Genomic DNA, 21327 nt, shown 5'->3' with positions numbered 1-21327 from the left:
ATTTGTTCTAAAACGCTTGACCGAACATTCGTTCGTGTGGTATTATAAGCATGTAAACAAACAAATGTTCTCAGATATTATGTTCGATGTAAATGTGAGGTATGAGATGAAAAATATATTGATGATGGTAGGAATGTGCTTAACAGTATTATTTGGTTATAATATGTCAAATCCTACAACAGAGGTAAATACACATAATATACGTGAAGTAAAGGTTCAAGCAGGCGATACAATGTGGGATATTGCAGCACGTACAGCTCATAAAGATATGGATGTTCGTGAAATGGTATATGCCATGAAGGAACTCAACAATATTAACGATTCTGGTGCTCTTGTACCTGGTACAGTTTTAAAGGTACCAGCAAAGAAATCTGATAGTCCAGTTAGAGCTTTGGACTATATGGCTCAAAACTAAATATATATGGGTTAATCCCACGCAAAAAAGCAGCTACTCTAACAGAGATAGCTGCTTTTTGTTATCTAATGTATGTTATTAAATGATTTATAGTTATTGTCTAAATCAACTGATTTATGATTGTTATCTAAATCGCTTTTCAAAAATTGTAGAGATAGGATTATCTACAAACTTATTTGCTTCATTGATATAACGACGAACCATATTTACACTATGATGACGAGTTTGTCGCATAATATTACGCTCCTCAACACCATAAGCTGCTGCAGTCGTTGCAAAGCCATGACGTAAACTATGAGCGCCATACATGGTCGGATCTAGACCAATAAGAGAAATATATTTCTTTACGATTTCTGCAATCATCTTATCGGATATAGCTGTTTTACGTAAAGACATATTTTTTGTAAACCCTCTAAATACAGGTCCCTCAGTAATACCAGAAGCACGTAACCATTGTTGTAAGGCTCGTACTGCATCTAACGGAGAACCAGATAAATGTGGGATAGCTACCACTGCACCTTGACCTTCTTGATCGGCCTTAGAGGATGCTACAAAGATTTCAACACCTTGTGGTGAAAATTGAAGATTTTCTACTGTAATAGCTGCAATCTCACTGCGCCGGAAAGCACCCATAAAGCCAATCAAAAGAATAGCTTTATCGCGCAATAATTGAAGTTCCGGTACATCTAGCTTAGTCATACAGTCTATAATATCTTCAATATCTTCTAACAAAACTGGGGTTTTTCCTTGTTGGAATGTTCCTTTTAATCGTCTAATACCACGTAAGGCCTGTTTAACGATAGGAGCCATACATGGATTATCTCTTTGGCCAGAAGCATTAAAATTTTCAGATATAGCACTAATACGACGTGAAATTGTATTTGCCTTTGCATAATCTGCTAGATCGTTAATATAATTTACTATTGTTTCTGGTGTAGCTGGAAAATAAGATACCTTTTGATAAGTACACCAATCTACGAAATCGTCCCAATCCGATTCGTAAGCATCAACAGTATTCTCAGCCTTAGATAACAATATGCTTTGTTTTGCTTTCATAGACAACTTTGTACTATTCATAAGCGCATCATTATTGCGCAAATAAAAATGCTTTTGTTGTTTCTTAGACTCTGACATAATTCACCCTTACCCATAAAATATTAATATAATTGTACCATAGATTAGATCTTTATATGCTATAATTAGAGAATATAATAAATAATTCGGGAGCGTTTACGAATACATGACGAAGAAATACATATTAGTAGGAACAGTACTTGTTCTTTTGGGTACAAGTGGTTGCTCATACATTCCAACAGAAAATATTTCTTATGGTGTATATTATAATGATACAGATCTATCAAATACACCAAAGAACGAATTACAAGCACGTTTACAAGAGGTGAATGATAAGATACCTCAGACTATATCTATCGATATGGGAAATAATAAAAAACAACAGGCCACATATCATGATTTAGGTATTCAATTCGATACAGAGGCTATGGTAAAAGCTATTTCCACATACGGCTATGAGGATGATATGTGGACAGTATTGTCACATAGATTTAATGGTTTATTTTATGGTCATCATTTTAAACCACAATATAAGTTAGACGAAGTAAAAGGCAAAACATATCTCACTGAGTTAGCAAAAACAATAGATACACCTGGTCATGATGCCTATCTTACTGTTGAAAATGGACAAGTAGTAATACATCCGTCAAAAGAAGGCAAACGTATTGATATCGATGCTACCTTGAAAAAGCTAAAAGATGATCTACAGATTAGCGATAGTATAAATTCTCTTTCTATGGTATTTACTACGCAGAATACGGTAAAAGTTACTGATACTGATCTAAAACCTTTAAATACTGTATTAGCATCTTTCACAACGGAGTATAATCCAAGTAATGAAAGCAGAACACATAATATCCAATTAGCTTCTGATAAGATAAATGGTACACTCATTAAGCCCGGTGCACAATTCTCTTTTAACGATGTTGTAGGCGAACGTACTGCAGAAGCTGGCTATGATGATGCGCCTGTTATGATTGATGGCAAATTAGTTCCAGGCATTGGTGGCGGTATTTGCCAAGTAAGTTCTACCATTTTTAATACAGCTTTATTATCTGGTATGAATATTGTTGAACGTACACCTCATTTTGAACCAGTTGGATATATTCAAGCTGGTAGAGATGCTACGGTAGCTTGGGGCTATTTAGACTTTAAGTTTAGAAATCCGTACCAACATTCTATTTATATCTTAAGTGTTATGAATAATGGTACGTTAACTATTTACATTATAGGTACAGCTGAAGATAAACCAAAAAATGTATCTATCTCTGTAGGCGATTATGGTGAGATTCCAAATAAAACAATAACTAAGGTAGATCCATCTTTAAAAGAAAAAGAGGTACAAGAGGGCCATGTAGGCTTAAAAATGAATACGTATAGAACCATTACATATGGTAACTGGGTTACTCAAACTGATTCCTTTGAGTCTATATATGACCCTGTAGATACGATTATTACAATGCCTGCAACACCTGAAGCGCCACCTAAGAAAACAGATAAAAAGAAATCATAACTATAGCTTTTATGAAATATAGCCTAAACTATTGACCATTGTATATAAATAGTTTAGGCTATTATTTGGGCTGTAAATGAGAAATCATTATATACGTAAATAAATTAGTATAGATTAATTATTAAAATAAAAAGTATAATAAGATATTCTCAATAATTATCATTTAGGAAAAAGTAGAATAGAAGAGGAATTTATGGACACAATTTTACAATTTGATCACTCTTTAATCTTCTATGTACATGAACATTTTGTATATAGTTTTTTAACACCAATTATGGCATTTATCTCAAAAATTACAAGCAATGGCGCATTATGGATTATAATAGCATTATTATTAATGCTACAAAAAAAATACCGCGTTTTAGGCGTGGCAATTATTATTGCTTTAGGATTTGTATTTATAATTGGCGACCAAGGTTTAAAACCAAATGTAGCAAGATTAAGACCATTTGTTGATTTTCCAAATGTAACGGTACCGTTGGAATCTGCACTACCAAAAGCTACAAGCTATTCATTCCCATCAGGTCATAGCTTTGGTTCATTCGCATCAGCCATGACTATTTACCTAGGCTTAGGCCAAATAGCACCTCAGAAGCGATATTTAGGGATTTTAGCATTGTTAGGTTCAATAGTAGTAGCATTCTCTAGAGTTTACTTATTTGCACATTATCCAACAGATGTATTAACAGGTTTAGTATTAGGAATCATCGTAGGATTCATTGCCTGGAAGTTAGCAAGAATCGGCTGGAACTGGTGGACTAACCGCCATAATGATGTAGAATACGAACCATACACATTTAAACGTAAATAAGCAAAAAACTATATAACACAAGGGATTGGGCCATTTAGGCCCAATCTTTGGCATTAAATTACTTCCGATAATATATCGTTATCGGAAGTAATTTATGTTAAAAACAAAAACTAGCCTATAAGTCTATAAGCTAGTTTATTTTAGTTAATCAAAATAATCAGTAAAAAATTAATTATTTATCATATGAATCTATTTCTTTTATATATTCCGCTAACTCAGGTTCATCAATAGTAACTTTATCAAACTTAGGTTCAATAATTATATTACCGTTATAATCCATTAGGCCATATTTCCCTTTAGATTTATAAACAAATAAAGCTTTATAAAATGATGTTATATCGTCATCATAATGTGGTAATTTAAATAATTTATAACCTGAGTTTGTATCAATTACATATTTTATTTTATCATAAGTTGCTGTAGTAACTTTATTTAATACATAATTAGGCTTTGATGTATCTATACTATCAAAAACATCAGCATAAAATACACCTGAACTAGCATTAAAAATACTATTACCATATGAATCTTTCAAAATAAAGCTACGATCACTTAATCTTTCATAAGAATAGTTATTCGTAGCAACTATAGTTTGATCTAATGAGTCTACTATACCATACCTATTATTTTTATCAGTCACAACAAAGTACTTAAACTCTTTACCTAAATGTTTTATAGATTTATATTTAGGAGGAATAACGATTATATTATCCTTTGTCTTCATACCATATAAAGTATTACCTTTATCATCTACTTCTGAAAATAAATCATAAACATCTGATGGAGCTCTACTATAAAAATTCTCATCAGAATATGAATCACCTCCCGCACCATCATTATTACGTATTTCTATATAATCATTTCTGTTAATAAGGTCTATAGCTTCATCAACACTAAGTAAAACACCATTTTCTGTAAGATATTTTGTATAATCATCTATAGTATATAATTTATAAAGATATTTTTTATCTTTTCTAGACCAATATTTGGTAATACTCTCTTTGATACTTCTAATAGGACTATCAATAATTGGATTGCCGCTTACTCTATTATATACATACCAATATTCTCCTTTTTTACCTAATATTATAGTATCACTTAAATCATCATAATCAGTAATCACATCATTAATAGCATATGTACCATCTAAGTTTAATAATTTAAAGCCCCCATTAGTGAAAGCTTTAGCAAATTTATAATAGAACTCATATTCATACCCTACTGGTAAATAGGCTAGTTCAACTAAATTTACATATCGTTTTTGACCATTTTCATAAAATGATCCATATACATAGTTATTATTATATCCTTTTATATACTCCACATGTAAGTTATCATATGGGCCCAATATCCATTGTCCTTTTTCATCAACAATGGTATTGCCAGTTTGGGATTCTAATGTAATATATTCTTTTGCAGCTATTATATTACATGAAACCAATGCTATTGCAAAGCTTAATATAAACTTTCTCATAAAGCACTCCATTACACAACACATCAATAGTTGATTTCATATTAACATATTTATATTCTTTAAATAAACTATACTTTTCATATTCTTAATTATTCTATATGCCAATAAAGTATTATTATTACATAAAATTTATATTGAATTTTTTAGAATTAGATTGTAAAATAGTAATATAAATTATCTAATTTACTCATACTCTTATGGAGGAATTTTATGTGCTGGTGTGATATTGTAAGTAAAGCCAAAATTGGCGGTTTAAAACATTTAGGAAATGGCATGGAGAGTTCTTTAAGATTTCTTGCTGAAATGGTTGTTGGTTTAAGTATTATTCGCGTGTTAGTTAACTGGGTTTTTGGTATCTAATTTCTCAGATGAATATGAACATATTAATAGGCGCTTAGTTATCTAAGCGTCTTATTTTTATATTTTTTGATTTATAAAATTAGTTCCTTAACTACACCCAGTATATTATTCATATGCTTCACTGCAATCAATGTATTCCATAATAATTTGGCAGATCTGACCATCTTTATCAAATGCCCAGTATACTGGATATAAACCATCGCCAAATCCAGATTGAATCATCGGTACAGTCAATTCTGTATCAGGAATTGTGAAGTTAATCCAATCTCCTTTGGAACGTTGGTATTGTGGATATGCCATAGCATTTAATTGGAATAAATCACTATAATAGTCATCGTAGATATTTTTTTCAGGGTAGTTTATATGCCATTGTTCATAAAACTTATTATATGTTTCAATTGTTTGTGCATCTATAATTGTAGCTAAACCTGAATCTACAGGAAATCCAATATAGGTATCTCCATCATCTAAATCGGTTAAGTCTTCAGTTCCTTTTAATGCTAATTCATAGTATACAGGTTCATTGCCACTAAAAACAACTCGACTAGCTACATAACGATATTCATTTGGTTCCATTTCGATTATCTTAGTCTCTAACAAATACGTACCTGGTGTTACCTGTCTAAGATATGTATCTGGTTTGCTTGGTAATGTTACTAGAGGATCACAACACGTAATATAACCTGTTGGAAAATTTACCGTCCACATAGGTAATGTGTGTAACGGAAATCCTTTTAACTCTTTTCGGTTAAATAAATCGTGATATGGTACGGTAGGTTTTAATTTACCTTCAGAACCTAATCGGTTAAAGGTTTGAATCCATTCGCTAGTTAATTTAGATTGTTCCATATTACTCCTCGGCTTCGTATTTACAATGAATATATTCGCCTTCTAATACTTCATAGGCTGCGGTTTTACGAATAATTTGCTTCACTAAGATATCTAGTTTTGAACCATTAGAATAGTCTGCAGGTGCATAATAACGGATACGATGATGACGCATCATCTTATATACCTTTTCTTTATCCTTCTTAAATGGATCATATACACCTATAGAATGCCCCCCATTAGCGTTCACAAGACTCATACAAGGAATATCTGTATCGCTATCCCCAATATAAATCATGTTACGGAACGGCACACGTTGATTTTCAGGCTTAATGTAATCATTAACACCAGTATCATTAATATCGAGAATTCCTTTTTGAATACGGAACAAAAATTGTGTCTTATTCGTATAGTTAATGGCTTGTGCAGGCCAAACAGCTACACCTTTGTCATCGAACATAAATGCACTGGCATAGATTTTGGTGAAAGCCCCCTCTTTTGCCATTTCAGTGCCTTCGATCATTTCTTTTAAGCCAGACGAAATAATATAATGTTCAATCTTAACGCCTTGTTCTAAGCCATATTGACGAATGCGTTCAAACCAAGTCCGTACCCCTTCGTATAATTCTACCTGATTGCCGTATTCCATGAGCTTATCTTTTGTTACATAGAAATGGCCTACTGCTTCTTGAATCATTTTGTACATATAGGCTAAGTTATTATCCATATCATGTTTTTTAGCCAATTGATTTGATTCATACCAAAATTGTTTGATTTGCTCTTCGTTATAGCCTACCGATTGAATGAATCCTTGTGCCTGCATATCGTTAGGGGTTAATGTCTTATCAAAGTCGTAACACATTGCTAACACGGGCATAGATGAGTCAGATGATTGTAAATTATCTTTACTATCTTTCTTATACGTTATCATAAATGCACCTCCTTTTAAATTAAACCCAAAATACATTTACACTCTCTTATATTCCTGAGATACCTGCTTGACAACCCCTTTGGTATCTATTTTACACGATAAGTCAATTCATTTAATTTAGTAATTCCTCGTAATTCTCTCTAAAATAAGCTATCTTGTGTTACAGTTTCTTTTACAATCCAGCTCTTTTCCGTACTTTCTTTGATAATTTCTCTTTTTGAAAGTTTTCCAATCAGTAAGCTAGAATTTGGGTAATGATGTAAACGATTATATCGAACTGCCGCTTGATTAGTATTGGCATAACAATATCGACAAAAGTGGCTACAGCTATCGTAGGCACCAATATCACTATGTAAATAACAATTACATTCTGGTCGTGCTGGCGCGCGTTTAGGTACTTTTAATTTTATATTCCAGGCCCTTTCATAACAATCTAAGGTTAAACACCCCTCTGTATAAGCACCAAGCTCTTTAAAGATATCCCCTTCTCCACAGGTTTTAAGATTCATATGATTGGAATGAGCTATGGAAACAAATTCTTTAATGATCTTAGTTTGAACATCTAAACTTGGTCTATATCCTTCTGGAAAATTCTGAGCCACCTTATCCAATATATCTAAAAAGCTAACAACAACTGTATCTGTATAACCTTTAAGGGCTTGAGCCATTTTGTAAAAGCTTTCACAATGAAAATCAACGGTATATTCATTAGTTAAAATGATAGGATCATAGCGCCACACCATAGATTGAGAATTAAGCTGTTTAGAAATATGTTTAAATCCTTCTATAACAGACACATAAGTTGGCACGTAGGGTTCAATATCAGTTCCATAAGGCGTTATAGTCATATGCCAGTATTGTCTGTAATCAACAATTTCATTTAGTAGTGGAATAAACGGTAAAGGATTCTTTGTACAGAATGCAATACCATCTACCACTTCTTGATTAATTGGATACCGTGTCACCTGTAGGGGAACCTGTAGGGGATTATAAGGGTTACGAACATCTACAAAACCTTCACGTATACGATTGATTAGCCATTGCCCATAAAAAGCAGGAATATCTGTACGTTGCCCAGTCTGTAATATCATAGCCCCTGCCCTTTCAGTAAAATAAAAACATAGGAGTATTATATCATATCTAATAGTAAGTATTTATGGAGTTAATGTGATTTTTGCTGTATAGTTCATTATTATTTTATGGTACTATACATACTATAGAATATGAGGAGAACTAAATTATGAATGATACTTTTGAACGCAACCATCCTATGAAGGATGATAAAGAATTTATTACAGCCTATTGGGCAGATCGATCTCACGATTTTGGCGCTTTACGTGCAAAAGAATTAGAAAGTCCCAAACTAAAATTATGGAGAGAAGAATTAACTTGTCATATATTTGATTCTGATAGATCTTTACGAATATTGGATATTGGATGTGGAGCCGGCTTTTTTAGTATTATACTATCTCAGCTTGGTCATACAGTGCATGGCATTGATATTACACCTAATATGATAGATGAGGCAAATCAACTAGCAGAGTCCCTCGATTGTGATGCAACCTTTTCTGTGATGGATGCAGAGAATCTAGGATTTGATACTAATACCTTTGATATCGTTGTGGCCAGAAATGTAACGTGGAATTTACCCCATCCTGACAAAGCCTATGCCGAATGGTTTCGCGTCATTCGCCCAGGCGGTTTGATTTTAAACTATGATGCGGAACATGCTCGTAATCATCATAATGTACCACAATCTGTTCATCATGCCCATGAACATGTAAGCAACGAATTAAAAGAACGGTGTCATACCATTTATCATATGCTCGACATTTCGTCTTATACACGACCTCAATGGGATAAAGAACTACTTACTAAATTAGGTGCTAGTTCTGTTACCATTGATCTAACTGTAGGTCCGCGTATTTACAATGAGGAAGACGAGTTTTATATTCCTGTACCCATGTTCTTGGTGAAAGCAATTAAATAAATCTATATAATATATAACACAAAACCCACTCTATGATTATCATGAGTGGGTTTTGTGTTTAGATTAACTGCTAATTACTAAAATATACCTGAGCTTTATCAATCTCTGCCCGTAGTTTTTCTTCATCAATTGTAAGCAATTCTTTGTCTTTCATAAGAACTTTGCCACCTACAATTATAGTGTTTACATCAGAACTATTTGCAGAGTATACAAGTGCCGCTAAATCGTTGTATCGAGGCATCCAGTGCATACCAGATACGTCATATAACACGATATCTGCACGATAGCCTTTCGCTAATACACCAAGGTCTCTATAGCCAAGTGCTTTTGCACCTTCTACAGTGCCCATGTTCCATGCGGCTTGAGCAGGAATAGCCTTTGGATCATAAAGACGTGCTTTATGTAATGTTGCTGCAAGACGTACTTCTTCAAGCATATCAGCATTATTATTAGAAGCGGAGCCATCTGTACCAAGACCAACCGTAATACCTTTGGCAATCATTTCAGGTACTGGTGCAATACCGCTAGCTAATTTTAAATTAGATTGTGGGTTATGAGCTACGGCTACATTATTTTCAGCCATAATAGCCATATCTTCGTCTGTCACATGAACGCAGTGTGCGGCTAAGGTAGTATTCCAGAATAAACCTAAATCATGCATATGCGCAATTGGTGTCTTACCAGTAGCTTTCATAACATTCTCCACTTCTCCTTTTGTTTCGGACAAGTGCATATGAATACCACAATTTAATTCATGAGATAAGGCAATCACCTTTTCCATATAATCATCAGGGCAAGTATATGGTGCATGTGGTCCAAGCAATACTTTGATGCGGTCATTATCAAAGCCGTTCCAAGTGCGGAATAAGTCAGCATTTTCAACTAATGCTTGATCTGCTGTTGGGGATACACCGGCTAAGCCACGTGACAATACAGAGCGAATACCTGTTTCTTTTACCACCTCAGCAGTAGTATTCATAAAGAAATACATGTCGCTAAATGTAGTGGTGCCAGTGCGCAACATTTCAGCAATACCGAGTTGTGTGCCGTACCGTACATAATCGTCATTTAATTTTGCTTCTGTTGGCCAAATAGCCGTTTCAAGCCATTCCATAAGCTCAAGATCATCTGCATAGTTTCTAAATAGACCCATCGCAATATGAGTATGTGTATTTACAAGACCTGGCGTAGCCAATTGACCTTTACCGTCTAGTACTTCCTTAGCAGAGTCTTTTACCTTTTCAGCTTCTCTATCGTTTAAAATAGCTGTAATATAACCATTATTAATTTCAATGGCATGATTTTTTAAAACCCCCTCATCGGTGAGGACGTCTACATGAGTAATCAATAATTCAGACATAGTCTTCCCTCATAGGTATAACCGAGCCATGATAGCTCGGTTATATTTGTTTAATTTGAAAGCTAGTAATAGTTTAGATACAAAATGTATTACAGAAACTATTATATTTCAATACAGTATTAGTTTACTTTTGTTAGATAATCGATTTGTTCTTGTGTTAAAGAATCTAAATCATAGCCCATGGAGTTCAATTTAAGTTTAGCGATTTCCACATCTAATTCATGAGGCAATACGTATACTTTTGGATCCATTTCTTTACCGTTTTTCAAGATATACTCTGCAGCAAGGGCTTGCATAGCAAATGACAAGTCCATAATTTCTGCAGGGTGACCATCGCCAGCTGCAAGGTTTACTAGACGGCCTTCAGCCAATACATAGAGTTTACGACCATCAGACATAGTATAGCCTTCGATGTTTTGGCGAACCCTTTCGTGGCTTATAGCAAGTTCAGTAAGATCAGAAACATTCACTTCGCAGTCAAAGTGACCAGCATTACATAAGATAGCTTTATCTTTCATCACTTTGTAATGTTCTTTTACAATAACATCTTTACAACCTGTTACAGTACAGAAGATATCGCCAACCTTAGCGGCTTCAATCATAGGCAATACCTTGAAACCATCAAATACAGCCTCTATAGCTTTAATTGGATCTACTTCAGTTACATATACGTGTGCACCAAGGCCTTTTGCGCGCATCGCAACGCCTTTACCACACCAGCCATAACCAGCAACAACAACGTTCTTGCCTGTTACAGTCAAGTTCGTAGTGCGCATGATACCATCCCAAACGGACTGACCTGTACCATAGCGATTATCGAAAAGATATTTACAGTAAGAGTCATTTACAGCAATCATAGGGAATGTTAATTGTTTAGCGTTCTCTAATGCATATAAACGATGTACACCTGTTGTGGTTTCTTCACTCCCCCCTAACAAACGTTCTTTTGCATCTTGACGTGTAGTATGCAATAGATTTACTAAATCACCACCATCATCAATGATAATATGTGGTTTATGATCAAGTGCTTTATGGAGGAAGTTAAAATATTCTTCATCAGTACAATCGTACCAAGCATATACAGTAATGCCCATATCTACAAGACCTGCAGCTACATCGTCTTGTGTAGACAACGGATTGGAGCCCGTTACAATTACATCTGCACCACCGCGTTTTAATACAGTCGCAAGGTATGCTGTTTTTGCTTCCAAGTGAACACTAACAACAATTGTTTGGCCTTTGAAAGTTTGTTCTGCTTCAAAACGGTCACCTAATGTGTTTAATGTAGGCATAAAGTTAGAAACCCAATCAATTTTTTTGCGACCTTCTGTTGCTAAATTTATGTCTCTAATTAAAGATTGCATAATATCTCCTTTTACTCATACAAGTAGATACAATAGAATAAATAGTTGATAGTAAATCTACTTAGATTTATTGATACTATATAATTTTGTTAATATCGTTATAGATACTTACTTATATAGATAATATATTGCTTATATAGATAATAAATTACTTATATATCGAATGCTTCTTAATAAGCTACATTATTAAAATCATAAATTATTTAGATTCTACAATCTGGCGTAGCTTACCAATTGACTCTTCATAATTTGGAGTCAATACTCCCTCTTCGGTGATAATCGCTGTTACAAGTTCATGAGGTGTTACATCGAATGCAGGATTAAGTACACCAATACCACTAGGGGCTATTTGAACACCGTGTAAAGCTGTTACTTCATCATCATTGCGCATCTCAATAGGAATATCTCCACCATTTTCCAGAGTAAAGTCAAATGTACTATAAGGAGCGGCTACATAAAACGGAATATTGTGGAATTTAGCTAGTACAGCCACACCATAGGTACCAATCTTATTGGCTACATCCCCTTTTGTAGTGATGCGGTCAGCACCGACGATAACAGCATCAATTAACCCATGTTGCATCGCATAGGCGGCCATATTATCTGTTTCAAGAGTAATAGGAATACCATCCTCGTGAAGTTCAAAGGCTGTAAGTCGAGCACCTTGTAATAATGGACGTGTTTCATCAGCATACACGCGTTCCAGTTGTCCATTTTCATGTAATTTACGAACAACACCAAGTGCTGTTCCTAGACCACCTGTAGCTAGTGCACCCGCATTACAATGAGTTAAGATGCGAATATTCTTTTTACCTTCAAATAATGTAGAACCTGCTTCGGCCATACGTCTATTCAAAGACACATCTTCTTCGTGAATGATAATAGCCTCTTTTGTAATGAGGTCTACTACTTCACTCATTGAGGACATACTGTCAACATTAGTTTTCACAAGAGAAATTACACGATCTACAGCCCAAGCTAAGTTGATTGCCGTAGGGCGAGTTTCTTTTAAGATCTCACTAAACTCATATAAGCTTGTAAGTTGTTCACTAAATGGCGCCTCTAAACGTCCTGCTTCCATAGCAGCTAAAATGAGACCATAACTAGCAGCTACGCCAATAGCAGGTGCGCCACGAACGCGAAGCATTTTAATAGCTTCGGCCACTTGGCGCCAATCTGTACAGTGAACGTATGTAATTTCAGTAGGCAATTTAGTTTGATCTAATAGTACCAGCGTATCTTTACGCCATTCAATATTAATCATAACTTCTCCTTCGATGAACTATTGTGTATCATTATGAGTTGATTATAGTTTAAAACCACCATATTCATGCATGCGATTATGCGCATCATAACGAACATCCACATCGATTGCATCAATAGCACCTAAGATAAGAGATTTTAGTTGCGCCGCCATATTGCCCATCATTTCTACAACTTCCGCATGTGTCAAAGCAGATTCAGAAATACCTGCTGCATAGTTGGTAATCATAGAGATCGTAGCATATGCCATTTCAGCTTCATTCGCTAAATTTACTTCCGGTACATTTGTCATACCTACTGTATCGCCACCGAGCATGTGGAACATTTTAATTTCTGCAGGAGTCTCAAAACGAGGTCCCTCAGTACATACATAGGTACCGCCATTGTGTATCGTAAGGCCTTGTTCCGTACCTACCTTTTGAAGGATATCACGCAATTCAGGGCAGTATGGGTTTGTTACATCAAGATGTGCCACTGGACGGTCCCCACCTTCATAAAACGTAGTGATGCGGTTCTTTGTGAAATCTAAGAATTGATCAGTCAAAACAAAATGACCTGGCTTAAAGTTCTCATTTAAAGAACCTACTGCTGTCGTGGAGATAATAAATGTAACGCCTAGTTTTTTGAGGCCCCAAATATTAGCACGATAGTTAATTTTGTGTGGAGGAATTGTATGATCTTTGCCGTGACGAGCTACAAAGATTACAGTTTTCCCATGGTATGTACCTTGTACATAATCTATTTCACCATATGGTGTCATTAAGGATTCTTCATGTATATTTTCAAAGATGGACGGATCATAAACACCAGTACCACCAATTACGCCAATTGCACTCATTGTGACCTCCTATTATTAATAACTCTATCTTTTATTTTCTCATAGAATAGAAAAACAGGCTATAGGAAAAACCTAGTAGCCTGTATTTTTTCTACATATTATAAAGTTTTTATTGAATTGGACCTTTTTGGGTGAACATATTTTGTAACTCTTCACGTGTGAAATGATATTTTTCATTACAATAATGGCAAACAAGCTCTGTTACGTCATCTTCCAAAATAGCATTCTTATCTTCTTCACGTAATGTCATTAGCACACTGGCAAAGCGATCACGACCACAACGACACTGGAAATGAATTGGTTCATTATATACTTCATTCACAGTTAAACCATCGAGAACGCGTTCCATAAGACCTTTACCATCTGGATTTGCTTTCAAATATTCTGTAATAGGACCAAGTTCATTAATATTCTTTTCTACTTGTGCTAATGCTTCATCTGTAGCATCCGGTAAGGCTTGTACGATAAAACCTCCAGCTACAACTGTATGGTAATCTGGATCTACTAATACACCTAAACTAATCGTAGACGGTACTTGTTCAGATGCATATAAATAATATGCCAAATCCTCTGCTACTTCACCACTTTGAATCGGGCTTGTAGAAGTATAGTCTTGCGCTAATTGTGTAAATCGCGTAACTTGTACTTCACCATTATGACCTACGGCAGCACCTACATCAAGCTTACCAGCATGCTTTAAAGGTACATCAACATGTGGCTCATCTACATAGCCTCGAACCGTATTATCAGAAAATGCATCTACGTGAACTACACCTAGTGGACCATCACCTTTAATACGAAGACTTACGTTTTCATGGTTTTTAAAATCACCAGCCAACAAAATAGCTCCCGTCATAGCACGACCTAAAGCAGCTGTTGCTACAGGCCATAAATCATGACGTACACGAGCCGTTTCAACTGTATCTGTTGTTACAGCTAAAGACATACGAACCCCTTCTCGGGTTGTAAAACGTTTTATATAATCCATTCTATCATTCCTTATTTCTACTTATTTTATTAAGGTATTATTTTTATATTGCTTATATAGTATATCATGTCAAATATTTAACTTTCAATAATAGAGAATATATGTTCGTCTAGTATGATTTAAAGTTAAAAGAACATATTTTCGATGATATAAAAACACTCAGTACCATAAGATACTGAGTGTTATATACAATTCTTAGATTTGATCGATAAGATTAACCATTTCGATTGCACCCATAGCACAATCATAACCTTTATTACCCGCTTTTGTACCAGCACGTTCAATAGCTTGCTCAATGTTTTCAGTAGTTACTACACCAAACATAACAGGAATACCAGTTTCCAAAGATACATGTGCGATACCTTTAGCCACTTCGTTGCATACATAGTCATAATGAGTAGTGGCTCCACGAATAACAGCACCTACACAAATAACTGCATCATAACGACCAGATAAAGCTGCTTTCTTAGCAATCAAAGGAATCTCATAAGCACCTGGAACCCAAATTACTGTAATATCCTCTTGTTTAACATCGTGACGAAGTAAACAATCTTCAGCGCCTCCGATTAATTTAGATGTAATGAACTCGTTGAAACGAGAACCGATAATAGCAAATTTCTTACCAGTACCTAATAAGTTACCTTCTTGAACCATCATTATGTTGACCTCCTCTATTCCATCTAAGGAAATATATATGTAACGACCGAGTTATATGGTGAAAGTTAATTAGTCTTCTAACATATGACCCATTTTTTCTTCTTTTGTTTTTAAATAGCCTGCATTAAATTTATTTGCAGCAATGATGAGTGGTACACGGCTAGTTACATTGATTCCCCAATGTTCTAAGCCATGACGCTTTTCGGGATTGTTAGTTAATAAGCGGATGCTTTTAATACCCAAGAAACGGATAATTTGAGCCGCTAAGGAATATTCACGCATATCTGCAGGGAAGCCTAATTGTTCATTTGCTTCTACTGTATCAAGGCCCTGTTCTTGTAATGCATAGGCTTTAATTTTATTGGTCAAACCAATGCCACGGCCCTCTTGTCGCATATATACAACAACGCCTTTGCCTTCTTTTTCAATAGCGCGCAACGCATTGTCTAATTGTTCGCCACAATCACAGCGCTTAGAACCAAATACATCGCCTGTTAAACATTCAGAATGAATACGGACAAGCACATTGCTACAATCTTGAACATTACCCTTTACGATAGCTAAATGCTCTTTATGATCTAATTCATTTTTAAATACAAAAATATTAAAATCACCAAATTTAGTAGGCAACTTAGAACAAGCACCAAGCTCAACCATATCTTCATGTTGTTTACGATATTCAATAAGTTCTGCTACAGAAGCAATTTTCAAATCATGCTCCTTAGCAAATTTCATCAAATCAGGTAAACGGGCCATGTCACCATCATCTTTTGTAATTTCACAAATAACGGCAGCCTCCTGTAAACCTGCTAAACGGCAAAGGTCGATAGATGCCTCAGTATGACCTTGACGTACCAGTACACCGCCCTCTTTATATACAAGTGGGAATACGTGCCCTGGACGACGGAAGTCTTGAGGTTTCGCATTAGGATCTAATAGTTTTTGAATTGTATAAGCACGCTCTGCAGGAGACACGCCTGTTGTAGTATCTACATGATCCACAGTCACAGTAAAAGCAGTTTCATGGTTATCAGTATTTTTGGTAACCATTGCAGGAATGCCAAGTTTTTCTAACGCTTCGCGGCGCATAGGCGTACATACGATACCGCGGGCGTATTTAACCATGAAGTTAATATTTTCTTGCGTCGCAAACTCTGCAGCAATGATAAGATCGCCTTCGTTTTCACGGCTTTCATCATCAACGATAATAACAGGTTTACCAGCTTTAAGGTCTTGTAAGACCTCATTAATAGAATGTAATTGTTCGCTCATAGGAACGCTCCTTACTTATATAAATCCATTCTCTACTAAGAGGGATTGCATAGATTTTTTAGGCTTTTCTTCGGTAGGTTCACTACCAAGATTCATAAAATGACGAATATATCGTCCAGCAATATCCGTTTCTAAATTGACCTCTGTTCCAATATGAGCAAAACCTAAAATGGTTTCACTCAAAGTGTGAGGAATGATAGAGACGGAAAAACTACTGTCTGTTCGTCGCATAATTGTGAGGCTAATTCCATCGATGGTAATGGAGCCCTTATAGATAACATAATCCATAACAGATTTTGGAGCTTCGATAGTAAAGATAATGGCATTATCGGTTTGTTCACGATTAATAATACGACCTGTACCATCTACATGGCCTGCCACAATATGACCACCAAATCTACCATTAGCAAGCATAGCTCGCTCTAAGTTGACTAATTGATGGACTTTCAAATTAGTAAACGTAGTCATCTTAATGGATTCTGGCATCACATCCGCTGTAAATATACTATTGCCAATCGTTGTGGCCGTCAAGCACACCCCATTAACAGCTACGGAATCACCAACTTTTAAATCGCTAAAAATTTTTTCTCCTCGAATTGTTATGGCTAAGGATTTAGGGCCCTTTTTTATGTTTTCGATGCGGCCGATTTCTTCAACGATTCCCGTGAACATAAGCGCCCCTCCTTCCTTGACGATATGCTTCAATGCGAATGTTATTATCTAATACTTTAGTCTTGGTGAAAGTTAATTGCGGTGAAACCTCTAAACTTTCAAAACCTCGACCTCCTACAGCAGGTGTTGCATCGTTACCACCAATAATGGTATTTCCAATATATGTTACGACCTTATCAAAGTTCTTCGTTTCCACAAAGGAACTGATAATTGCAGATCCACCTTCAACAAGAATAGATGTGTAACCTAGTTCACCTAGTTTTGTAAGAATATCATCGATAGATAATTTCTTAATATCTATGACAATGTCTGTGCTCTTGCTTTTACGAGTAGAAATAGATTCTACTACGGTTACTTGAGCACCAACTTGTTCTAAGGCTTGTATCCGATCCTTAGGACAACCTTTAGATACGAATATATGAATCTTACGATTATTTATTTCAAAGACGCGACTAGTAGTAGGTGTTCTACCAAGACTATCCAAGATAATTACATCTGGTTGATGAATCGTAATCGGTTCATCAAGTATGCTTTTATCTAATAACGCATCTGATAATTCACTATCCGTTAAACGACAATTTAACTGTGGATTATCTGCCAAAATTGTACCAATTCCAACAAGCATGGCATCATGCGTGGCACGTAACACATGTCCATCGCGACGAGAGGACTCATTTGTAATCCATTGAGATTGTCCAGTAGATGTAGCAATTTTCCCATCTAGTGACATAGCACTTTTTAGAGTGACAAAAGGCTTACCTGTCTGTATATAGGTAAAGAAATGCTCATTTAGTTCAGCACATTCATCACTACATACGGGGCAAACAACCTCAATACCTGCTTCACGAAGTAACTCCATTCCTTTTCCAGAAACTAGTGGATTTGGATCTGTACTACCTACTATTACTTTAGCTATACCAGCCTCAATGATACGAAGCGCACAAGGTGGTGTTTTTCCATAATGGGAACATGGCTCTAATGTTACGTATAAAGTAGCACCTTTGGCATTATCACCTGCTTGATTTAGTGCATGCACCTCAGCATGAGCTGTACCAGCTTTATGGTGATAACCTTCACCGATTATTGTATTATCTTTTACCACAACAGCACCAACCAAAGGATTTGGTGAGGTGTGACCTGTGGCTAATTTTGCCAGTTCAATGGCGCGCTTCATATATACTACGTCATCCACCATATCACCTCAATAAAAAAAGGACTATTACATAGTCCTTGGGTCATCATAAATGCGCACAACAAACGTGCCTCGTCTTTTCTCATCCAGACTCTACTGTCGGTATCGGAATTGCACCGATTCATACCAAAAAGGTTCGCGGACTTTACCGCCGGTAAGGAATTTCACCTATCCCCAAAGACTTATCTATTTTGTTTATGAATTAATAGTAACACTTTTATTAATGTTATGCAAGAATAATAGTTTTGTATTGAGAAAGAATATTAAATAATTTAATTAAAATATAATTTTTAGAACACAAATACTAGAACAATATAAATAATAATATATATTTACTTTTAATATAAACATATATAAACTATGTATACAGTAAATAGTAACTTTTATCACATAATTACAAGTTAAACAAGTCTAATATAGTATATATGGTTTGGATAACCATATTTTAATGATAGTAATTATTAAATATAGGTGATAATATGGCAAAAAAACGAATTTCTGATGTACTTATAGAAGTCTTAGCCAATGCGGGCATCGAACGCATTTACGGTATCACTGGAGATAGTCTAAACTCTGTAAATGATAGTTTACGCCGCAATGGTAAAATTGCTTTTGAACATGTACGACATGAAGAAACAGCAGCCTTTGCTGCCGGTGCAGAAGCATCCCTAACTCATAAACTAACTGTATGTGCTGGTAGCTCTGGTCCTGGTAACTTACACTTGATTAATGGTCTCTTCGACTGTCATCGCAATCGTGTTCCAGTATTGGCCATTGCTTCTCACATTCCTCAATCTGAAGTAGGTTTGAACTATTTCCAAGAAACACATCCAGAAAATCTATTCAAAGAATGTTCTTGTTTCTGCGAACTTGTATCCAATCCTAAACAAATGCCGGAAATTCTATTCCGTGCTATGAACGCTGCTGTTGGTAACCAAGATGTTGCAGTTATCGTTCTTCCTGGGGACGTTGCCGTTATGGAAATGGAAATTGACGAATTACCTGTATGGACCCCACCTCGTTTACCTCATATCGTTCCACAACGAGAAGATATTGAAGAAATGGCTGCTCATTTAGAAACAGGCAAACGTATTACCCTATTCTGTGGTGCCGGCTGTGAAGGTGCCCATGACGAAGTGGTAGAATTAGCAAAACGCTTGCAAGCACCGGTTGTACATGCTTTCAGAGGTAAAGAATGGGTTGAATGGGATAATCCATATGATGTAGGTATGACTGGCCTATTAGGCTATACATCTGGCTACCGTGCTATTGAACAATGTGATACATTGGTAATGCTTGGTACAGACTTCCCTTACCGTCCATTTTATCCAGAAAATGCGAAAGTAATACAAGTAGATAGAGATCCTAGTGCTTTAGGTCGTCGCGTACCTCTTACACAAGGTATCATTGGTACTGTAAAAGATACGTTAAAAGAATTATTACCTCTTGTAGGCCAACGTGGTGATACTGAATTTATCGACACAGTGCGTAAAGCGTACACTAAATTTAGAGGTGATTTAGATAGTTATGCCGTTGCCGAGCCAGATGGTGTAGCAATTCACCCTCAATACTTCGTAAATCGCCTCAATAAACTAGCAGCAGAAGACGCGATCTTTACCTTTGACGTAGGGACTCCGGTTATTTGGACTGCTCGCCATCTAAAAACAAATGGTAAACGCCGTATTTTAGGATCCTTTAGCCACGGCTCCATGGCTAATGCTATGATGCATGCTATTGGCGCTCAAAATGCTTGTCCAAATCGTCAAGTCATCTCCCTCTCTGGTGATGGTGGCTTTACAATGATGATGGGCGAAATGTTAACATTAAAACAACTTAACTTACCTGTTAAAATCTTTGTATTCAATAACGAAGAACTTAGCTTTATCGCTATGGAAATGAAGGCTTCCGGCTATCTAGACTACGCTACAGACTTTGTAAATCCAGATTTCGGTAAACTTGCTGAAGCTGCTGGTATCAAAGGTGTGAGCATTCATAACTCTAGCGAAGTTGATGAAAAAATCATGGAAGCCCTTAACCATAATGGCCCAGTCATCGTTAACGTTCGCGTAGATAAACAAGAACTTGCTATGCCTCCTAAAATTGCATATCAACAAGCTAAAGGCTTTAGCAAATATTTAATCAATGCAATCCTTGATGGCCGTGGTACAGAGCTTAAAGAAATGGCCAAAACAAACTGGATGAAATATAAATCTTTATACTAAAACTTTACTAAATCTGCCAAATATTTAAAACTGCAAAACTTTCAAAAAAGAGGTGTCATCAAATGATGACACCTCTTTTATCTATAATAATCAGCTTTTAATA

20 protein-coding genes and 1 riboswitch are annotated in these 21327 nt (G+C 35.7%); of the genes, 6 read left to right on the top strand and 14 right to left on the bottom strand.

Going from position 1 to position 21327, the window contains the following annotated elements:
* The first annotated feature begins 106 nt into the window (after positions 1-106).
* Positions 107-415 (top strand): LysM peptidoglycan-binding domain-containing protein, encoded by a 309-nt coding sequence (locus tag FNLLGLLA_RS04980; RefSeq protein ID WP_021148155.1) that lies wholly within the window; start codon positions 107-109, stop codon positions 413-415.
* Positions 416-538: 123 nt separating this feature from the next.
* Here the strand turns inward: FNLLGLLA_RS04980 and FNLLGLLA_RS04975 are convergent, their stop codons facing one another.
* The gene (locus tag FNLLGLLA_RS04975; RefSeq protein ID WP_008600957.1) at positions 539-1549 is read right to left on the bottom strand and encodes a site-specific integrase; all 1011 of its coding nucleotides are present in this window, start codon (positions 1547-1549) and stop codon (positions 539-541) included.
* Between the two features lie 106 nt (positions 1550-1655).
* On the opposite strand from FNLLGLLA_RS04975, the gene FNLLGLLA_RS04970 reads away from it, so the two are divergent.
* Complete coding sequence (locus FNLLGLLA_RS04970; protein WP_156697545.1) at positions 1656-3002, top strand: VanW family protein; 1347 nt, start codon at positions 1656-1658, stop codon at positions 3000-3002.
* Between the two features lie 193 nt (positions 3003-3195).
* The gene (locus tag FNLLGLLA_RS04965) at positions 3196-3813 is read left to right on the top strand and encodes a phosphatase PAP2 family protein (protein WP_008600961.1); all 618 of its coding nucleotides are present in this window, start codon (positions 3196-3198) and stop codon (positions 3811-3813) included.
* 172 nt (positions 3814-3985) lie between these two features.
* On the opposite strand, the gene FNLLGLLA_RS04960 is transcribed toward FNLLGLLA_RS04965, so the two are convergent.
* A complete protein-coding gene (locus tag FNLLGLLA_RS04960) occupies positions 3986-5287 on the bottom strand; it encodes a hypothetical protein (RefSeq protein ID WP_156697546.1) in 1302 nt (433 codons plus the stop codon).
* A gap of 210 nt (positions 5288-5497) precedes the next feature.
* Here FNLLGLLA_RS04960 and FNLLGLLA_RS04955 point away from each other — a divergent pair, with 210 nt between their 5' ends.
* Positions 5498-5647 carry a hypothetical protein gene (locus FNLLGLLA_RS04955; protein WP_004695850.1) on the top strand — a complete coding sequence of 50 codons (150 nt, stop codon included), beginning with the start codon at positions 5498-5500 and terminating at the stop codon, positions 5645-5647.
* 105 nt (positions 5648-5752) lie between these two features.
* Here FNLLGLLA_RS04955 and FNLLGLLA_RS04950 read toward each other — a convergent pair whose 3' ends face one another.
* The 3 genes from FNLLGLLA_RS04950 to FNLLGLLA_RS04940 form a co-directional block, all read right to left on the bottom strand.
* Positions 5753-6496, bottom strand: coding sequence for a DUF4241 domain-containing protein (locus tag FNLLGLLA_RS04950; protein WP_156697547.1), 744 nt, complete (start codon positions 6494-6496; stop codon positions 5753-5755).
* 1 nt (position 6497) lies between these two features.
* On the bottom strand, positions 6498-7406 hold the full coding sequence (locus tag FNLLGLLA_RS04945) for a haloacid dehalogenase-like hydrolase (protein ID WP_156697548.1): 909 nt from the start codon (positions 7404-7406) through the stop codon (positions 6498-6500).
* Positions 7407-7546: 140 nt separating this feature from the next.
* Positions 7547-8497, bottom strand: coding sequence for a DUF1848 domain-containing protein (locus tag FNLLGLLA_RS04940; RefSeq protein WP_156697549.1), 951 nt, complete (start codon positions 8495-8497; stop codon positions 7547-7549).
* Positions 8498-8646: 149 nt separating this feature from the next.
* Between FNLLGLLA_RS04940 and FNLLGLLA_RS04935 the strand changes: the two genes are divergently transcribed.
* Positions 8647-9396 (top strand): class I SAM-dependent methyltransferase, encoded by a 750-nt coding sequence (locus tag FNLLGLLA_RS04935; RefSeq protein WP_004697068.1) that lies wholly within the window; start codon positions 8647-8649, stop codon positions 9394-9396.
* A 70-nt stretch (positions 9397-9466) separates the two neighbouring features.
* Here FNLLGLLA_RS04935 and FNLLGLLA_RS04930 read toward each other — a convergent pair whose 3' ends face one another.
* The 9 genes from FNLLGLLA_RS04930 to ribD form a co-directional block, all read right to left on the bottom strand.
* Positions 9467-10756 carry an amidohydrolase gene (locus FNLLGLLA_RS04930; protein WP_156697550.1) on the bottom strand — a complete coding sequence of 430 codons (1290 nt, stop codon included), beginning with the start codon at positions 10754-10756 and terminating at the stop codon, positions 9467-9469.
* A gap of 119 nt (positions 10757-10875) precedes the next feature.
* Entirely contained in the window at positions 10876-12120 is a 1245-nt protein-coding gene (locus tag FNLLGLLA_RS04925) for an adenosylhomocysteinase (protein ID WP_008713939.1), read from the bottom strand.
* A gap of 199 nt (positions 12121-12319) precedes the next feature.
* Positions 12320-13384 carry an S-methyl-5-thioribose-1-phosphate isomerase gene (gene mtnA / locus FNLLGLLA_RS04920; RefSeq protein WP_156697551.1) on the bottom strand — a complete coding sequence of 355 codons (1065 nt, stop codon included), beginning with the start codon at positions 13382-13384 and terminating at the stop codon, positions 12320-12322.
* Positions 13385-13426: 42 nt separating this feature from the next.
* Complete coding sequence (gene mtnP / locus FNLLGLLA_RS04915) at positions 13427-14221, bottom strand: S-methyl-5'-thioadenosine phosphorylase (RefSeq protein ID WP_008713941.1); 795 nt, start codon at positions 14219-14221, stop codon at positions 13427-13429.
* Positions 14222-14330: 109 nt separating this feature from the next.
* Positions 14331-15209, bottom strand: a complete 879-nt coding sequence (hslO, locus tag FNLLGLLA_RS04910; RefSeq protein WP_008713942.1) for an Hsp33 family molecular chaperone HslO — start codon at positions 15207-15209, stop codon at positions 14331-14333.
* A gap of 195 nt (positions 15210-15404) precedes the next feature.
* Positions 15405-15866 (bottom strand): 6,7-dimethyl-8-ribityllumazine synthase, encoded by a 462-nt coding sequence (gene ribH / locus FNLLGLLA_RS04905; RefSeq protein WP_004697404.1) that lies wholly within the window; start codon positions 15864-15866, stop codon positions 15405-15407.
* A 69-nt stretch (positions 15867-15935) separates the two neighbouring features.
* Positions 15936-17138 carry a bifunctional 3,4-dihydroxy-2-butanone-4-phosphate synthase/GTP cyclohydrolase II gene (locus tag FNLLGLLA_RS04900; RefSeq protein ID WP_156697552.1) on the bottom strand — a complete coding sequence of 401 codons (1203 nt, stop codon included), beginning with the start codon at positions 17136-17138 and terminating at the stop codon, positions 15936-15938.
* Between the two features lie 15 nt (positions 17139-17153).
* Positions 17154-17810: a riboflavin synthase gene (locus FNLLGLLA_RS04895; RefSeq protein WP_156697553.1), complete on the bottom strand. Its 657-nt coding sequence runs from the start codon at positions 17808-17810 to the stop codon at positions 17154-17156.
* Entirely contained in the window at positions 17791-19005 is a 1215-nt protein-coding gene (ribD, locus tag FNLLGLLA_RS04890) for a bifunctional diaminohydroxyphosphoribosylaminopyrimidine deaminase/5-amino-6-(5-phosphoribosylamino)uracil reductase RibD (protein ID WP_038150019.1), read from the bottom strand. Before ribD ends, FNLLGLLA_RS04895 begins: the two co-directional genes overlap by 20 nt.
* A 67-nt stretch (positions 19006-19072) precedes the next feature.
* A riboswitch (FMN riboswitch) is annotated at positions 19073-19188 on the bottom strand.
* 293 nt (positions 19189-19481) lie between these two features.
* Here ribD and poxB point away from each other — a divergent pair.
* A complete protein-coding gene (poxB, locus tag FNLLGLLA_RS04885; protein ID WP_024061651.1) occupies positions 19482-21224 on the top strand; it encodes a ubiquinone-dependent pyruvate dehydrogenase in 1743 nt (580 codons plus the stop codon).
* Positions 21225-21327 lie beyond the last annotated feature (103 nt).

The sequence above is a fragment of the Veillonella parvula genome (genome assembly GCF_902810435.1).
Taxonomy (GTDB): Bacteria; Bacillota; Negativicutes; order Veillonellales; family Veillonellaceae; genus Veillonella.
The sequence above is the reverse complement of the archived record's forward strand: the minus strand, read 5'-3'. Positions and strand labels throughout refer to the sequence as shown.

Bases quoted from the DNA above. Each gene is read 5' to 3' on its own strand.
- poxB (WP_024061651.1), top strand. From the start codon at position 19,482: ATGGCAAAAAAACGAATTTCTGATGTACTTATAGAAGTCTTAGCCAAT.
- FNLLGLLA_RS04975 (WP_008600957.1), bottom strand. From the start codon at position 1,549: ATGTCAGAGTCTAAGAAACAACAAAAGCATTTTTATTTGCGCAATAAT.
- FNLLGLLA_RS04895 (WP_156697553.1), bottom strand. From the start codon at position 17,810: ATGTTCACGGGAATCGTTGAAGAAATCGGCCGCATCGAAAACATAAAA.
- FNLLGLLA_RS04925 (WP_008713939.1), bottom strand. From the start codon at position 12,120: ATGCAATCTTTAATTAGAGACATAAATTTAGCAACAGAAGGTCGCAAA.
- FNLLGLLA_RS04930 (WP_156697550.1), bottom strand. From the start codon at position 10,756: ATGTCTGAATTATTGATTACTCATGTAGACGTCCTCACCGATGAGGGG.
- mtnP (WP_008713941.1), bottom strand. From the start codon at position 14,221: ATGAGTGCAATTGGCGTAATTGGTGGTACTGGTGTTTATGATCCGTCC.
- mtnA (WP_156697551.1), bottom strand. From the start codon at position 13,384: ATGATTAATATTGAATGGCGTAAAGATACGCTGGTACTATTAGATCAA.
- ribD (WP_038150019.1), bottom strand. From the start codon at position 19,005: ATGGTGGATGACGTAGTATATATGAAGCGCGCCATTGAACTGGCAAAA.
- hslO (WP_008713942.1), bottom strand. From the start codon at position 15,209: ATGGATTATATAAAACGTTTTACAACCCGAGAAGGGGTTCGTATGTCT.
- FNLLGLLA_RS04935 (WP_004697068.1), top strand. From the start codon at position 8,647: ATGAATGATACTTTTGAACGCAACCATCCTATGAAGGATGATAAAGAA.
- FNLLGLLA_RS04950 (WP_156697547.1), bottom strand. From the start codon at position 6,496: ATGGAACAATCTAAATTAACTAGCGAATGGATTCAAACCTTTAACCGA.
- FNLLGLLA_RS04940 (WP_156697549.1), bottom strand. From the start codon at position 8,497: ATGATATTACAGACTGGGCAACGTACAGATATTCCTGCTTTTTATGGG.
- FNLLGLLA_RS04970 (WP_156697545.1), top strand. From the start codon at position 1,656: ATGACGAAGAAATACATATTAGTAGGAACAGTACTTGTTCTTTTGGGT.
- FNLLGLLA_RS04945 (WP_156697548.1), bottom strand. From the start codon at position 7,406: ATGATAACGTATAAGAAAGATAGTAAAGATAATTTACAATCATCTGAC.
- FNLLGLLA_RS04900 (WP_156697552.1), bottom strand. From the start codon at position 17,138: ATGAGCGAACAATTACATTCTATTAATGAGGTCTTACAAGACCTTAAA.
- FNLLGLLA_RS04960 (WP_156697546.1), bottom strand. From the start codon at position 5,287: ATGAGAAAGTTTATATTAAGCTTTGCAATAGCATTGGTTTCATGTAAT.
- FNLLGLLA_RS04980 (WP_021148155.1), top strand. From the start codon at position 107: ATGAAAAATATATTGATGATGGTAGGAATGTGCTTAACAGTATTATTT.
- FNLLGLLA_RS04965 (WP_008600961.1), top strand. From the start codon at position 3,196: ATGGACACAATTTTACAATTTGATCACTCTTTAATCTTCTATGTACAT.
- ribH (WP_004697404.1), bottom strand. From the start codon at position 15,866: ATGATGGTTCAAGAAGGTAACTTATTAGGTACTGGTAAGAAATTTGCT.
- FNLLGLLA_RS04955 (WP_004695850.1), top strand. From the start codon at position 5,498: ATGTGCTGGTGTGATATTGTAAGTAAAGCCAAAATTGGCGGTTTAAAA.